The 15,981-nt window shown below is 55.5% G+C and carries 14 protein-coding genes; 2 read left to right on the forward strand and 12 right to left on the reverse strand.

What is annotated here, in order from left to right:
- Positions 1–88 precede the first annotated feature (88 nt).
- Positions 89–2,197, forward strand: a complete 2,109-nt coding sequence (gene ovoA / locus ACJU26_RS14535) for a 5-histidylcysteine sulfoxide synthase (protein WP_414040312.1) — start codon at positions 89–91, stop codon at positions 2,195–2,197.
- Positions 2,194–3,354: a PatB family C-S lyase gene (locus tag ACJU26_RS14540; protein WP_414040313.1), complete on the forward strand. Its 1,161-nt coding sequence runs from the start codon at positions 2,194–2,196 to the stop codon at positions 3,352–3,354. Before ovoA ends, ACJU26_RS14540 begins: the two co-directional genes overlap by 4 nt.
- Before the next feature lie 188 nt (positions 3,355–3,542).
- Here the strand turns inward: ACJU26_RS14540 and waaA are convergent, their stop codons facing one another.
- From waaA to argJ, 12 genes are all read right to left on the reverse strand, one after another.
- Entirely contained in the window at positions 3,543–4,799 is a 1,257-nt protein-coding gene (gene waaA / locus ACJU26_RS14545; RefSeq protein WP_414040314.1) for a lipid IV(A) 3-deoxy-D-manno-octulosonic acid transferase, read from the reverse strand.
- On the reverse strand, positions 4,796–5,476 hold the full coding sequence (locus tag ACJU26_RS14550) for a fused DSP-PTPase phosphatase/NAD kinase-like protein (RefSeq protein ID WP_414040315.1): 681 nt from the start codon (positions 5,474–5,476) through the stop codon (positions 4,796–4,798). Before ACJU26_RS14550 ends, waaA begins: the two co-directional genes overlap by 4 nt.
- Positions 5,473–6,534 (reverse strand): lipopolysaccharide heptosyltransferase I, encoded by a 1,062-nt coding sequence (waaC, locus tag ACJU26_RS14555; protein ID WP_414040316.1) that lies wholly within the window; start codon positions 6,532–6,534, stop codon positions 5,473–5,475. Before waaC ends, ACJU26_RS14550 begins: the two co-directional genes overlap by 4 nt.
- Positions 6,531–7,304 carry a glycosyltransferase family 2 protein gene (locus tag ACJU26_RS14560; protein WP_414040317.1) on the reverse strand — a complete coding sequence of 258 codons (774 nt, stop codon included), beginning with the start codon at positions 7,302–7,304 and terminating at the stop codon, positions 6,531–6,533. The genes waaC and ACJU26_RS14560 overlap by 4 nt, the downstream gene beginning before the upstream one ends.
- Entirely contained in the window at positions 7,297–8,256 is a 960-nt protein-coding gene (locus tag ACJU26_RS14565; protein WP_414040318.1) for a glycosyltransferase family 2 protein, read from the reverse strand. Before ACJU26_RS14565 ends, ACJU26_RS14560 begins: the two co-directional genes overlap by 8 nt.
- A complete protein-coding gene (locus ACJU26_RS14570; RefSeq protein WP_414040319.1) occupies positions 8,253–9,446 on the reverse strand; it encodes an O-antigen ligase family protein in 1,194 nt (397 codons plus the stop codon). The genes ACJU26_RS14565 and ACJU26_RS14570 overlap by 4 nt, the downstream gene beginning before the upstream one ends.
- Positions 9,447–9,638: 192 nt before the next feature.
- Positions 9,639–10,712 carry a glycosyltransferase family 9 protein gene (locus tag ACJU26_RS14575; RefSeq protein ID WP_414040320.1) on the reverse strand — a complete coding sequence of 358 codons (1,074 nt, stop codon included), beginning with the start codon at positions 10,710–10,712 and terminating at the stop codon, positions 9,639–9,641.
- A 294-nt stretch (positions 10,713–11,006) separates the two neighbouring features.
- The gene (locus ACJU26_RS14580; RefSeq protein WP_414040321.1) at positions 11,007–12,083 is read right to left on the reverse strand and encodes a glycosyltransferase family 4 protein; all 1,077 of its coding nucleotides are present in this window, start codon (positions 12,081–12,083) and stop codon (positions 11,007–11,009) included.
- Complete coding sequence (locus tag ACJU26_RS14585) at positions 12,080–12,796, reverse strand: polysaccharide deacetylase family protein (RefSeq protein WP_414040322.1); 717 nt, start codon at positions 12,794–12,796, stop codon at positions 12,080–12,082. The genes ACJU26_RS14580 and ACJU26_RS14585 overlap by 4 nt, the downstream gene beginning before the upstream one ends.
- Entirely contained in the window at positions 12,796–13,764 is a 969-nt protein-coding gene (locus tag ACJU26_RS14590; RefSeq protein ID WP_414040323.1) for a glycosyltransferase family 2 protein, read from the reverse strand. Before ACJU26_RS14590 ends, ACJU26_RS14585 begins: the two co-directional genes overlap by 1 nt.
- On the reverse strand, positions 13,765–14,754 hold the full coding sequence (locus tag ACJU26_RS14595; protein WP_414040324.1) for a Nudix family hydrolase: 990 nt from the start codon (positions 14,752–14,754) through the stop codon (positions 13,765–13,767).
- Positions 14,754–15,980, reverse strand: a complete 1,227-nt coding sequence (gene argJ, locus ACJU26_RS14600) for a bifunctional glutamate N-acetyltransferase/amino-acid acetyltransferase ArgJ (protein ID WP_414040325.1) — start codon at positions 15,978–15,980, stop codon at positions 14,754–14,756. Before argJ ends, ACJU26_RS14595 begins: the two co-directional genes overlap by 1 nt.
- Position 15,981 lies beyond the last annotated feature (1 nt).

The following is a 15,981-nucleotide window of genomic DNA, read 5'->3' on the forward strand; positions in this document are numbered from 1 at the left end:
CAAAGCAGGACATCTTCCCAAACAGCCGATCGGACGGTAGCTTGTGTTAGACTCATATTCGAAAAAGGCATGGCAAAAAGGGGCAAACATGGCGCGTACACGCATTACTCCACTTCGCCTGGACGGTGAGAATGCTGAACAAAAACGGGAAGAAATCCGCGGAGTGTTCCATGAGACCTTCTCTCTGTATGAATCCCTGTTTGAACACCTGCAGGGTCCTGCGGCCTGGATGGAAAAAGCCATTCCCTTGCGTCATCCCCTGATTTTTTATTTCGGACATACGGCCACTTTTTACGTCAACAAGCTGCAATTTGCCGGCCTGATCAACGCCCGCCTCGATCCGCGTCTGGAGTCCGTATTTGCCGTCGGGGTGGATGAGATGTCCTGGGATGATCTGGACGAAACCCATTACGACTGGCCGACCGTGGAAAGCGTCCGTCAGTATCGTCAGCGGGTGCGGCAGATGGTCGATCAGCTCATTTCCGAATTACCCCTGACCCTCCCCATTACCTGGGATTCACCCTGGTGGGTCATTCTGATGGGTATCGAGCACGAAAACATTCATCTGGAGACCAGCTCGGTATTGATACGGCAATTACCCTTGTCCCGAGTGGCTCCCGTCGCCGCCTTCACCCCCTGGGATCAGACTGGCAAGGCACCCGCTAATCGGCTCCTGCCGGTAGCGGGGGGAGCGATTCGTCTTGGCAAGGCCCGGGATGACCACCAATATGGATGGGATAACGAATACGGTACTCACGAAATCACCCTTCAACCGTTCAAGGCCAGTCAATTTCTGGTGAGTAACGGGGAATATCGCGAATTTGTGGAAGAGGGTGGTTACCGGAATGCTTCCTGGTGGAGCGCAGAAGGCGATGCCTGGCGGCGCTTCAGCCGGGCGGAACACCCCACCTTTTGGGTTCCTCATTCCGCAGACTGGCATCTGCGTTTGCTTGCCGAGGAACGACCCATGCCCTGGAACTGGCCTGTTGAGGTCAATGCCCTGGAGGCTGCCGCTTTTTGTCGCTGGAAATCCGCCAAGACGGGTGAAGAACTGCGCCTTCCCAGCGAAGATGAATGGCGCCACCTGCGCGATCTCAGCGCACTGGCAGACAGTGATGCATGGGGAGACCATGTCCCGGCCAACATTGGCCTGATGGCAGGATGCTCGCCCTGCCCGGTGGATCAGTTTCCCCAGGGGGATTTTTACGACCTGATGGGCAATGTCTGGGAATGGACCTGCACCCCCATTTATCCTTTCCCTGGCTTTGAGGTCCATCCGGTTTACGATGACTTCACCGTCCCCACCTTTGACCAGCAACATAACCTGCTCAAGGGAGGATCCTTCATCAGTCTGGGTAATGAAATGCAGCGCGAAGCCCGTTATGCCTTCCGTCGCCATTTCTTCCAGCATGCCGGATTCCGTTATGTTTCCTCTGCCAATGCCCTGCCGGACATCCCCATTTATGAAAGCGATGCACTGGTGTCCCAATATGCCGAATTTCATTACGGTCGCCGCTATTATGACGTCCCCAATTTTGCCGTGGCGGTGACCGAACTGGCTGTGCAGGCCCGGACCGGAAAGCCCTTGCGCAAGGCGCTGGATATGGGCTGTGCGGTAGGGCGCAGCAGTTTTGAGCTGGCGCGACATTGCCCGGATGTAACGGGCCTGGACTTTTCGGCACGCTTCATCAGCGTGGGGGTACAGTTGCGGGAAAGGGGGCATTTTTCCTACACCTTGACCGAAGAAGGCGAGCTCAGCAGCTACCAGAGCATCGACTTGGCTGCGCTGGGACTATGGGAAACAGCCGACCATGTCCATTTTTACCAGGCTGATGCCTGCAACCTCAAGCCCTTGTATCGGGATTATGATCTGGTGATTGCGGCCAACCTCATCGATCGTCTGTATCATCCCCGCCAGTTTCTGGATGACATTCGTGAACGCATCCTGCCTGGCGGCTTGTTGCTCATCACTTCCCCCTACACCTGGCTGGAGGAATACACCCCGCGCAGTGAGTGGCTGGGGGGCTTCAAAAAGGATGGCGAAAATCTCACGACATTCGACGCCCTCAAAGAGATTTTATTGCCCCATTTCCGCTTGCGCGATGAAAGCCCCCTGGATTTACCCTTTGTCATACGGGAAACTGCCCGGAAATATCAACACAGCATTGCGCAGGTGACGCTCTGGGAACGCTTATGAAAAAACCGGAAGAGGCCATTTTCCACTTCAATACGCCCATTCAACGCATGGGCACCGGTTCCCTGAAATGGGATGGTGCCGCCCATCGCTTTGGCGGGGATGTACTGCCCATGTGGGTCGCCGACATGGATTTCGCCATTCCGGAATGCATCATCTCGGCATTGCAGCAACGGCTGGAACACCCTATTTTTGGCTATCCCAGCGATGAACCGGTCATGCTTGAGGCCGCCGAGGACTGGATGGAAGCCCGCCATGGCTGGCGTCCCGAACCTGGTGCCGCCGGCAGCATCAGCGGCGTGGTTCCAGCCTTGTTTGCCGCTGTACGGGCCTTTACCCGGCCGGGGGACAGCGTCATCGTCATGCCTCCCATCTACCCGCCTTTCATGACGGCCGTGCAGAAAAACGACCGCGAACTGCTCCTCGCGCCACTCCAGCGCGGAGCGGACCACGACTACTCCATAGACTGGCCGGCGCTGGAAAAGGCCCTTAGCCGATCCCGATTGTTATTGCTGTGTTCGCCCCATAATCCCGTAGGACGGGTCTGGTCCGCCGCAGAACTGCAGCGCCTGGCTGATCTGTGTAGTGCGGCCCATTGTGTGGTGGTCAGCGATGAGATTCATGCCGATCTCAGTTACACCCAACATATTCCCTTTCCGGTTTTTTCTTCCCACTCCGTACTGCTGAGTTCGGCCGGCAAAAGTTTCAACATTGCCGGCATCGGCGGCGGTATAGCCATCATTCCCGACCCAGAACTGCGCCAGGTGTTCCGGGATGAGCTGTATCGCAGCCAGATCCATCAGACCAACGCCTGTGCCCTGAAGGCCATGACCAGCGCCTGGAAGCAGGGGGCAGAATGGCAAACGGCATTGCGCCATTATCTACTGGCCAATGCCCGGTTCATGCAGGAATTTCTGCGTCGGGAATTACCTGATGTGGGTTATCGTATTCCCGAGTTCGGCTACCTGGCCTGGCTGGATGTCAGCAGCTATGGCGACGACACCGCCATTCAGGAGAATCTCCTTAAAGCTGGCCTCGGCCTCAACCTTGGTCCCAGTTTCGGGCCGGGTGGGGCAGGTTTTGTCCGCCTGAATTTTGCCACGCCCAGAGCCACTCTGGAGGAAGGTCTGTCGCGACTGCGGAGGGCTTTGTTGTCCTAGCTCCGGCACCTGTCCTGGCAGCTTTGCAGCGACTTTGGCCCGAGCCGTTGTTGTTCTTGGCGAAATCCAGCGCCCGTCAGGAGAGCTGTTTGAGCCCGCAGGGCGAGTTCTCTCCTGACAGCAGGATGAGCCTTAGAACAACAGGCAAGGGACGTTGGAGCAAAAAGTTGCCAGGACAGGTGCCGGAGCTAGGACCAATCCAGATCATCCAGAAGCTGCAGAATCTTTTCCAGGGAGCCTCGCTGCTTCTGGACAAAGGCCAAAGCCCTGCTCCCCTGTTCCTGAGCGATTTCCGGGTGTCGCAACCAATGCGCCAACTGCTGCGCCAGGGCGTCGGCATCATCCACCTGAACTGCCGCACCCCCGTCCAGCATATCCCGCGCAATACGCCGAAAATTTTCCATGTGCGGGCCAAAAACAATGGGGCAGGAAAGTACGGCCGCCTCCAGTGGATTATGACCGCCAACAGGGACAAAACTGCCGCCAACCGTCACCAGATCGGCAGCGGCATAAAAATCCATCACTTCTCCCAAGGTATCCACCAGCAAGACGTTTTTACTTTCAACGTCAATGTCCCGAGAACGCAGCGCATACAAGACCCCGGCCGCTTGCAGCTCCATTTCTACCGCATCGCTTCGATGGGGATGCCGGGGAATCAGCACCAGCAAAAGGTGGGGCCAAGCTATCCGTAGCTGCTTGAGTACGGCTATCGCCATTTTCTCTTCACCCGCGTGGGTGGAGGCAAATACCCAGACCTGACGGGTTGCCAGCTTTTGTCGCCACTCGCGTCCTTTTTCCCGGGCCTCCAGAGGCTCAGGAAGGTCATATTTGATATTATCGATGACGACCACTCTTGCGGCCCCCAGTTGCCGGAAGGCCTCGGCATCTTCGGGGCTTTGTGCCGCCACGGCGCTCATGCTGGCGAGAGCCGGACGGAACAGAGCCGCAAAGCGCCCATACCCCTTGAGCGAACGCTGGGACATGCGCGCATTGATCAACAATACCGGTACCTTAAAACGTGCGGCCCAATAGCATAAATTCGGCCAGATTTCCGTCTCCATGAGGAGACAGAGACGCGGCTGCTGGCGCTGCAAAAAACGTCGCATCGCCGCCGAGGTATCATAAGGCATATAGTGCTGACGCACGCTCGTACCCAGGCGTTGGGCGACAATTTCTGCGCCCGTGGGGGTTGTACTGGTCACCAGAATCGGAAGCTGCGGTTTGCGTTTGTGCAGGGCCTGGACCAAGGGAACCGCCGCAATGGTCTCCCCCACACTCACCGCGTGTATCCATAGGGGTCGGTCATGGTGGATGGCTCCCCAACCGAAGCGCTCCCACCACCTTTCCCCATAGGGAGGGCGACGCCAGCCGCGCCACCCGGTGAAAATCCAGAGCAACGGCGTAAACAGGAAGAGTATTCCCGCATAAATCCGGCGCGTCATCATTCGCGATGCAGCAGGCGGTCGGTCAACCAATCCAGTCGGTACCAGGGATGGAAACTTTTCAACAGCGCATGGCGATCATAATCGCGCTCAATCCATTGGCGCAGGGTCAGGTCCGGTTCAGCCGCCAGAGCCTGGCCATAACTGCTGAAAAACCAGTCGAGTATCCCGGTATTGGCATGACGAATGTGACCGAAAGGCCAGAGCCGCAACTGGCGCTGGGCGGTCTCCATGGGCTGCTCCATCACCAGATGCAGATACAGGACGCTCATGAAACCGGCCCGATCCGCCCCCGATTTGCAGTGCAACAGAAAGGGCCTTGGCAATTCGGTTAAAAGGTCCATGGCTTTCAGTAAACGCTCTTTTTCGGGTAAGTCCCGGGAGCCAAAACCGTGCAGGACAATATGCTGCATCCCCGTGGCGTCACAGACTTCCTGTTCCAGACGGTAATGGGGCTCATGGGGGGCAGGAGCCCGCAAATTCAACACCGCCTTCAGTCCATAGTGCCGCTGCCAACGCCTTAACTGACGAGGGGAAGGCTGGGCCGAACGAAAAACACCGGGGACCATTTCATGAAAATTGGCATAAAAGCACTCCCGAAACAGGCCATGGTCTGTCCAGAACTGATGACGACGATAGCGGCGCCGTTCTTCCGGCAAGAGCCTGAGAGGCGAATTCATGAAACGGATGACTCCAGCAAGGAAGATAAAGCAAGCCAGACACGATCAGGATCCAGCGCCTCCTGGCACAGTATCCGGCCATTTTGCGCCTCGGGCAACGGGCAGCGGGTTTTGCCGCAAGGGGCGCAGGATTGCGGACTTTGCAGACTGATTTGCTGGCTATTGCGTAGCAAAGCTTGCGCGACCCTAGTGGGTCCATAAAGCGTCACCCCATTCAGTCCCAGTGCTGCCGCCAGATAGGAAAGTCCGGTATCCATCCCCACAAAAGCCAGCGCCCGGCTCATCACTTTGGCCAAGCCCTCCAGGCTGAGGGGAGGAAGAGCCAGGACATTATCGGCGCCGATTTGGATGCGCGCCACCCGCTGGCGCTCCCGTTCATCGGCAGCAGGCAAGAGCAGACTCACTCCCTTGCCCTTTAATCGTGACGCCAGGGCTATCCAGTGGGCCTCGGGCCATTCCTTGGTTTTCCAGGCGGCAGAGGTCGCGTGAAAACCCATCACAAAGGTCTTGTCCACGAAGGACTGTAATGCCTCCTCCAGTGGCTGTTCCAGCCATTGCAGGCGGCGGCAGGCCAGGGCGAAGTCCGGGGGCGTATTTGGGAGCGGATAATTCAGGGCCAAAGCCAAGAGCTGACGATTGCGCTCAATGGCAGAACTGGACCAAGGGACGGTAAATTGCCGTTGATACAAGCGGGAAGCCACCGGTTCCCTGGCGCTTTCGGCATCCAGCCCCATGACCGGAACACCCGCCAAACGCGACAATAGGGCACTTTTATATAAACCCTGGGCATCCAGGACCAAGTCATAGCGGCTGGCCCGCAGCACCCTGCGCAACGGGAAAAGGGTCTGCAGAGCAACCAGTGGTTTTTTTTTGAGGGCGCGCAGAGAAAAAGGAATAGCCTTACGCACGCCAGGATGCCAGGCAACAATGGGCGCAAAGGCGGGTTCCACCAACCAATCCACCTGCAGATCCGGACGTTGAATAGCGAGATCGGAAATGGCTGGCAAGGTATGCAGTACATCCCCCAGGGAACTGAGGCGCAGCACCAGTAAATTCATGAAGAATCCCTATCCTGCGCCTGCATTTCCAGGGCGATGGCGTACTTCATGAAAGCACCCAGAGCCGTAGTCCAGGCAATGGCTGCGCCTTCGACACCATCCAGCATTCCCAGACGGAGAAAATAACTGCGCAAGAATGCCGATACACCATGCCCCATGGGCGCCCAGGCCGAGATGGTTTTCCCCCGGCCATAGACTTTTTCAGCATTCAGCTCCGCATAACGCTGCAATTTTGGCAACATTTCCTTGAGAGAAGCAAAGGAATAATGATCAAGAGCAATACCCGGCAAGCGCTGAACAGAATCCGCACATAACCAGGACTCATGCACAAAGGCTTGGGGATCGTAATGTCCACGCCGCCGGTCAAACAAGCGCAGCACCCAGTCGTTGCGCCATTCACTGTAACGCACCGGTTTATGTCCGATATAGTTTTGTCTGAGTAGTTTAAAGGCAGTCGCTTGCTCCTGAGCAATAGCCGAGCGGATCAATGGCTGAGCGCTTGGACGCAATATTTCATCCGTATCCAGCATCAAAATCCAGTCATGGCGGGCAGAGTCCACTGCAAACTGCCTCTGTCCTCCGAATCCCAACCATTCCTGATGCAACACCCGCGCCGCAAATGACTCCGCGATGGCCACCGTGTTATCCGTGGAACCACAATCCACCAGCAGTATCTCGTCGGCAATCGCCCGAACACTCTCCAGTGAAGCGCGGAGATGTTTTTCGGCGTTTTTACTGATGTACACAACCGACAGGGAAGGGCTATCCATCTGCAGCCTGCGGACATTTGTTGGGCAAGCCCCAGCTCCGTGGTCGTCCCAGGCAATGCCAAAGACATAGTGTTGCATACATTCGGGTCTTTCTTCGTAAGCCAGGAATGAGGAACAAGGTGCATACAGTAGCACAGGCGTTACTCAGCATATTCAGGGTACTGGATACATACAGACTCAGCGAAAGTATGGCCCAAGGCAGTTTTCCCTCGACCTTGCGGGCATAAAGGAGGCGGGACCGATGAAATTCAACCCGCGCAGCCGCACGATAGCGATTGGCTGTTCCTCCCAGTTCATGCATCACCATCGCCTGCGGGCAGAATACAACATCCAAACCCAAAGCATGCGCACGATGACACCACTCCGTTTCTTCCAGATAAAAGAAAAAGTCTTCATCCATCAGTCCCAGTTGTGGCAACGCGGACCGGCGCAGCATCAGTGCAGCCCCAATCAACGTGGGAACTGACATGGGCTCCTGCACATCAGCCATGCGGCCAATCTGACCTCTGGGCAAGAAGCACTTCTGCAAGAATCTGGGAAGCAAATCACGCCAAACGTTGGGAAAAGGCGCCACCACATTCTGGGGACGGAGATTTTGGTCAACCAGACGGGCACCGATCAAGGCAGCATCAGGATTCGCAGAAGCACATTTCTCCAAGGCCTCTATGGCTCCTGGAAGCAATCGGGCATCATTATTCAGAATCAGCACATAATCCTGGGAAGACGCACGAATTCCCTGATTCACCGCCCTGGCGAAACCGGCATTGCAGGAGTTCGCAACGACCTGTAAATCTGGATATAAGTCGTGTACTCGTGCAACAGAATCATCGATACTTCCATTATCCACAACAATAATCTCAGATTCCTTGAAACCTTCAACCATACATGAATCAACACATTTAGCAATATATGCAGTTCCATTGTAATTTATGATGACGACAGAAACGTTCACGCACGCTTTCCGCAGATAATCGGAGAAATAGCAATGACCAAAGCCCAGCCAATAGCATTATCATAACCCCAGTTCATGGTATTGTAGATTCCGCCAAGCCAAAAAACGGCCAGATACATAAAAACAAACCAACCCTGTGGATAATTTCTGTTCCTCCAACTTTCCATTGTAGCTGCAATCATCATCCATAATAGTAAACCCAAGCCTGGAAGCCCCAATACAGCTGCCTCACTCAAATAGCTATTAGCCGCTGAGGTATTTACAATTCCAGGGGTATTGGTCACTTGACCGGTATTTTGCAGCTCTCGCATCACCTCAGAAAAATCTCCCGTACCCACCCCTAATAGAGGATGATCCACCAACATTTCCCAGCCCGCTTCCATGGTGGCGATTCTAATTCCCAGACTGGTGGTCGTACTATTTTGGTTATTAAGAAATTGCTTGACATTGGAGAGACCCAATTCTACACGAGACTGTACAATTGGAGACAGGCCTAATCCTATTACGCCAAGACACAGAACTGCTAGTGCCCAATACTTCCAACGTCCTCGATACAAGAACCATATAGCCAACGGCATCAGCAAGATAAAGGCCAACTGTCCAGAGCGGGCGGGTGTGATGATAAGCTGCACAAAAAATAGTAATCCCAATATTACCGCAGCCCATTTGGGAATAGCCCATGATTTTTGAAAATCCCATAACAGCCATAACAAGGCTTGAACCAGAACAAGAGATAAAAATATATGATCACTAAAACCGGTATAAGGAAGATTATCTGTGTTCATCCAAGGCAGAATTCTCCAAGTCATCAAAAAGGCCAGAATCGCATTCAACGCAATGCCTGCCAAAAATAAGCGAATGAACAGTTTTACCCAACGTTCTTGCCATGGCAATGTCGCACCAATTAATGCAAAAAAACCAAAACCTGTCGCCTCAACTACCTTTATTCCGGCGTTTGTATCAGAAGACCAGATGAGGCCCATCATGGTCCAGGCAAATAAAAGCACGAAAGGCAAAACCCACGGCCTAGCAAGCAGCTTCCGCCAATTCCGCCAGTAACCACTGAAAGCATAGCCTAGCAACAGCAAGCCCAAGGAAATACCTGTACCTGCGGTACTCAGTGGGGACAAAAACAGAGGTAATGCATACAGAGTAAACAACCAATGATCGGGAATATATAATTTCTTCATGCGGATATTACAGTTGAACGCTCAAATAAAAATTTTCTAAACCATTTACGAATCTTATAAGATATATATGCCCGCCAAATCCAGTATATGGCAAATTGTTTATATTAGCCCATGGCAAAACATGCCTGGTCATTGAAAAATCCGAAATAGCATCAATCAACAGTCCAACGATAAAAAAACCCATCAAAATCCTTACCCATTCCATGTTGTTTTTCTCAACAGCGGATTATTAATATCTCCGAAAAAATTAACCAGGGAGCATTGATCAAAACCATTCATCATCACAATGGATGCTTCTTTATGATAATGCTCTGGACTGGCAAAGTTAAACAATGCCATGGTGGGGATCCCCTGCGCAACCGCCATGTGATAAGGACCGGAATCACTGGAAATAAAACCATCGCAAAGAGCTATGACGCCGGTAAGACTGGAAAGCGTGGTAAGTCCGGCAAGATCAATCAAGCGCTGCCCATCACCCCATTGCTCTTGGTACTTTTTGATAAAGGACAGATTTATATCGCGCTCATCAGGAGATCCCGTCAGCAATAAAATAAATGATACTTCCTGCTGTGCCCTTCCAAAGACACTGACCAACAAATCCACATCCGGACGTTTCTGTTCAGCATCCGGCGTCCCACAGCCTATGTTCAGGCCAATCACCGGCACCCCTTCTTCTGGCAACCGTCTTTGCAATTGTTCACGAAATAGTCGCCCAGACTCTGTCTCGGCGAGCACTATCTTTTGCCCTTTTCGATAAAGTCCCAACGCGGTAAGGGCCGCAAAGTCTCGTTCGGTATAGTCCATTGGCCAAGATAATTGCCGTTGTTGTGCGTATTCCTGCAAACTCGGGCCTGAAAAATCATACAGCAATCCCCTTCCAAGCACCTGATTGACCCCAACAATTGGTGCTTTGCTCAGTCGACGCAACCAAAGTGCGACCAAGCTCGTTTCCAAACCAAAAGGCTCATGATCAATGATCAGATCAGGCTGTACCTGTTTAGCAATTTTTCTTAATGCTGGCAGTAAACGCCCCCAAGTACGGGGACCGACACCGCGCATTCCCCACAAGCGACCCATTTGCATGGGGAGAAAATGCGTGCTAGATAATAGATGATGCTCCTGAATCAATCCCTCGCTCGGATAACCCGGCCAGCGGGTCAAAAACACCAGATGCAGTTCAACATTCGGCCAGCGATTTTTGAGCACCGCCCAGGCCGCAGAGCTACGCAGGATGTCGCCAATCCCTGCACTGTGTGCCTTGATCAAGATGATGCGTCGCGGTTCTAAGGGTAAGAGACGTCTCATCAGGAGCTACGCTCAACCATGGGTCTTTTGCCAGAGCAGCCCATACCCATTGCCCACAATCCGGTTATCACGCAGCTTGGCCCCACAGCCATGGCATGGACCCGACGGGCCACGTACTCATGGCGTATAACGGCATGCTCTTCAGCTTCCAGATACTTTTTCACAGATAAAGGCTGTAACATGCTTGCCTGCATGACCCTTCCTCCAGCCTCGGCGCATCAATAGGCCCTATCATAGGACGTGGGAACACTGGTGTCATGGCAGCAAGATAGCCAAAAAATTGCGGGCAATCACATCCGCATCAAAGCGCTGGGCGTAATCCGGCCCGGCTGCTGCCAAACGCTGGCGCAAAGGAATGTCTGCTACCAGCCGCAAAATGGTGTCCCGCCCACCCCGCTCCCCTTTGGTTGGCAATAACAAACCGCTACGATCCACCGCGAAACTCTCGGGAATCCCCCCCATATCCGCTCCCAGCACTGGCGTTCCGCAAGCCTGTGCCTCCAGGCAGACCCGGCCAAAAGTATCTGGCTCTATGGACGGGAGGGCCAGGACATCCATGACACTATACCAAGGCATTACCGGATTTTTCCAACCCAGCACATGGTGCCAGGGCTTGTTTGCCAACCTTGCGCGCAATGCTTCTTCATGGGCTCCACCACCAACCCACAGGCCGTGAACACGGGGATTTTGCGCATGGGCGGCATCAATGGCATCGGCCAACAGGAAAACTCCCTTGCCGCGATGCCAAGCACCCACAAAACCCACCAGCAAATCCACATCATTGACGCCTAATTCCTGACGAAAGGATTGCCGTGCCTGTTCGTCGCGATGGAACTCCTGCAGTTGAATGGGGTTCATGAGCACTTCCACCCGCGCCGGCGGAATACCCTGATCGATCAGGCGGCCACGTAAATATTCGGAGATGGCGAAAAGCCGCAATGGCCAGCGGGACAGCAGCCAGCGCGTACTGGGCCTGAGGCGTAAATCCATATGCCTGAACAATACCAGGGGGCAGCCATGCAGGCGACTGAGCAGAGCCAGCGGCCAGTACTCCTTACTGAAGCTGCCAACCATCCGGTCCGGGCGTAGTTTTTGGATAAGTCGTCCAAGGGCAAGCATCCCACGCAAATCCGCACTGTTTCGGAATATCCCAAAATGCAGCACGACCTGACTCGTCGCGAGGGACTCGGCAATTTTTCCTTGGGGATGCACAAAGACGTGTACTTCTGCACCGACGTCCGCCAAAGCGGAACACAGGGTGATCATATGGGTTTCCGTGCCGCCCCCGCCCGGATTGGTGCCGACCCAAAGGATACGCGGCTTGTCTTTCAATGGCGATCCTCATGCTTCGTCCAGATTTGCAGGGGAAACACATGGGGACCGTGGTGCCCTCCCACCATCACCCGAGGAAGATCAAAAAGATTTTCTTTCCCTGGTCTTACACGCGCCCGGCGCACGGATACCGCTGCCAGGAATCCAGCCTGCCGGACGACATCCTGCTCACGCCGCCCCGCAGCTCCGTATGGGTAACAAAACTGCGTGACCGGGGCACCCAGCAGCGACTCCAGATCCTCTCGGGACCCCCGTATTTCGTCCCGCAGTGCGGATTCCTGCAGTTCGGGCAGGCGGGGGTGATGACGACTGTGCGCTCCCACTTCCATCCCGGCTTCCTGCCATTGCCGCAACTCCGCCGCAGACATCAAGGGCTTATGCACCCCCAATTGTTCGGCGTCCCAGCGATTATCACCACCAACCGCCGCGCTGACCACGTAACAGGTCGCCGTAAAGCCGATATCCTGCAAAACCGGCAAGGCGTTTTCCAGATTATCGCGGTAGCCATCATCAAAGGTGATGGCTACCACTTTTCCTTGGACATCTCCCCGCAAATAGGGCAAAGCAGCGGTCATGGACAGGCCTTGATAACCAAAACGCTGCAACAAGGCCATCTGGCGTCGGAAACGTTGGGGAGAAACGTACAAGCCCCGCAACTTCACACCCTTAGGGGCTTGGGCAATATTGTGATACATCAGAATAGGAATCGGCATTACGGTTCCGGCGGCGAGTCCAGATGCACCGCACGGCGCACTACATAGGTCGTCTTGCCCTGCCCTTCGAAGTAAATCCGGGATAACATTTCCCCGACAATGCCGGTATTCAGGAACTGCAGTCCCGCCAGGAAGAACAGGACACCGGCGATCAGCATGGGACGGCCGGAAATTTCTGCGCCTTCGGCAAATTTATCGATAAACAGGTAGATCAGCATCCCCGAGCCGACAAACAGGGAAAAAAGACCGATCACCCCAAAAAAATGCATGGGTCGCTGGCTATAACCCAGAAAAAATTTGACGAAGAGCAGGTCCACCAGCACCCGGAAGGTCCGGGATATGCCGTATTTACTCTTACCCGCCCGCCGGGGATGATGACGCACCGGCACTTCGACAATTCGGTCCGTATAAGTCAGGGTCGAAAGCCAGGCCGGGATGAAACGGTGCATCTCGCCATACAGACGCACTCCCTTGAGTACCGAGGCCCGATAGGCTTTGAGCGTACAACCATAATCATGCAGAAACACCCCGGTCAGACGACGAATCAAGCGATTGGCAATACGTGAGGGGATCTTGCGCAGCAGCAGCCCATCCTGGCGATTTTTACGCCAGCCCGCCACCACATCCAGGTTTTCTGCCAGCAACCTTTCCGCCAGGGGCAAAATATCCTGGGGATCATTTTGCAGGTCCGCATCCAGGGTCACGATGACTTCGCCCTGGGCCGCATCGATGCCCGCCTGCATGGCGGCTGTCTGACCGAAATTTCTCTGCAGATGGATCATCTTGAAATGATCACCGCGTGCTGCGGCTTCCCGATCCAGGGCCGCAGCGCTGCCATCGCGACTGCCATCATCGACTATGATGATTTCCACATCCGCCCCAGCCAGCGCCACACTCAGGGCATCACAGAGCGGCGTCACATTGTCGATTTCGTTGTAAAGAGGAATGACGACGGAAATCCGGGGCACTCAGGGCCTCCAATAGTGCAGTAAATCGGTGGTCGCAACGCCAGGATCGGGCGCTTCGAGAATCCCGGAAAGCACGGCAACGCCGCTGGCGCCGGCAGCCATGGCTGCGGGGACACGCTCGGCAGACAGTCCGCCGAGGGCGATCAGGGGAATGGCCGCGCTTTCCACCAGTTGCACAAAAGCATCCGTACCCAGGGCCGGCGTATCCGGATGGGAAGGGGTAGGGAACAGGGGAGACAGCAGCGCGTAACGTGCCCCGGCCTGGGCCGCCTTGTGCACTCCCGCCCCATCATGGCAGGAAACGCCGAAGGCTTCTTCGGGTCTTAACCCGGCATCCAGTTGGGATTGGGTCAGATGACGACCGGTTCTTGGCCAATTCGGCAAAGGATCGGCATGATTGAGCCAGAGCTGACCGCCCTGGGACAGGGTTTCCGCACAAAGCGCTTCCAGCAGAGGCGCAAGGGCAGGGTCGGGAAGATTTTTACAGCGCAGGATCACCCACTGCAGTCCCGCTCTCAGGGCCTGACGCCAGGCATGGGCAAATATCGCGGGTTCCAGACGATAAGGGTCGGCAATCAGACAGAGCGGGGGATGCGGCAAGGACTCTTCCAGAACCGCTGCGGTCATGCGCAGATTGGCAGGCAAGCATTCCAAGGCGGGAATTTCCCAGGGATACAACCAGCGGACCTCTTGCCCTTCCTTCCCATAGGCTGCGCCCTCCCAGTGCCGGACCCGGTAAAAATGCAGGCGGACCGTCCGCTCGGGATAGGTATAATCCAGGGTCCGAAAAGGCTTGGCATCCAGCACGCGAACCCCGACTTCCTCCCATAACTCGCGCTGCAGTGCCTCCGCAGGTGTTTCACCCGGATCCACCTTGCCGCCGGGGAATTCCCAGAAGCCCGGCCAGGGTTTGCCTTCGGGACGCAGGGAAATGAGCAGACGCCCCTTTTCGTCCTCCAGAATACCCGTGGCTACCGGAACGACATTCATCAGCTGCGATAATCGGCGTTGATACGCACGTAATCATAGGAAAGATCACAGGTCCAGATGGTCGCCGTGGCTAGCCCCCGTCCCAGATCCACGCGCACCGGAATCTCCTCCTGGGCCATCGCCGCTTGGCCCGCAGCCTCCGTGTAATCGGGATCCCTGGCGCCATCCCGGACAATGCGGGCATCTCCCAACCAGACCTGGACCTGATCGACCTCCAGGTCATCCACTCCCGCTGAACCGATGGCCGCCAGCAAGCGCCCCCAGTTCGGGTCAGAGGCAAAAAAAGCGGTTTTGATCAGTGGACTATGGGCCATGCGATAGGCCACTCGCAGACACTCCTCCTGAGTGCGACCACCTGCTATGTGGATGGGAATGAATTTGCTGGCCCCTTCACCATCGCGCACAATGGCCTGGGCCAAAAACTGCGCCACTTCCGTTATGGCCGCACACAAAGGAGCATAACGTGGATCATCCACCTGCGTCACTGCCGGGCTCAAAACCCGCCCGGTCGCCATGAGGATGCAGGCGTCGTTGGTGGAGGTGTCGCCATCCACGGTAATCCGGTTGAAGGATTGGGCCATGGCGTCCTGCAGACACTGCTGCAAGGCAGGCCCCTGCAAGGCCGCGTCGGTCCCGATGTAGGCCAGCATGGTCGCCATGTCCGGGCGAATCATCCCCGAACCCTTGGCCATGCCGGTGATGGTCACCCGCTGACCATCCAGATCCATTTGCCGGGAACAAGCCTTGGGAATGGTATCCGTGGTCATGATGGCAGCGGCCGCTATTTCCCAGTGTTTTTCATCCAGATGCGCCGTCAAGGTCGGTAGAACTGTCGAGATTTTTCCGGCCAGATCCACGGGTTCACCGATGACGCCGGTGGAAAAAGGCAATACCGACTCGGGCGCACAACCCAGCGCTGCGGCCACTGTCCGGCAGGAATCCTCGGCCGCCTGTAATCCTGACGCACCCGTACCGGCATTGGCATTGCCCGTATTGATGATCAGCGCCCGAACAGGGGTTCCTGCAGACAGGTGGCGTTGGGCCACCAATACCGGTGCCGCCAAAAAGCGATTGCGGGTAAATACCCCGGCGACCTCCGTGCCTTCCGCCAGGGTGATCAGGGTGAGATCACGCCTTCCGGCATAGCGCACGCGCGCCTCGGCAACGGCCAGACGCAGTCCGGCTACGGGTAGTAAATCGTGGGGGGGAAGAAGACCAACGGCCATA

Origin of the sequence: Acidithiobacillus sp. M4-SHS-6 (assembly GCF_047421495.1) — a bacterium.
In the GTDB taxonomy this organism is placed as follows: domain Bacteria; phylum Pseudomonadota; class Gammaproteobacteria; order Acidithiobacillales; family Acidithiobacillaceae; genus Acidithiobacillus.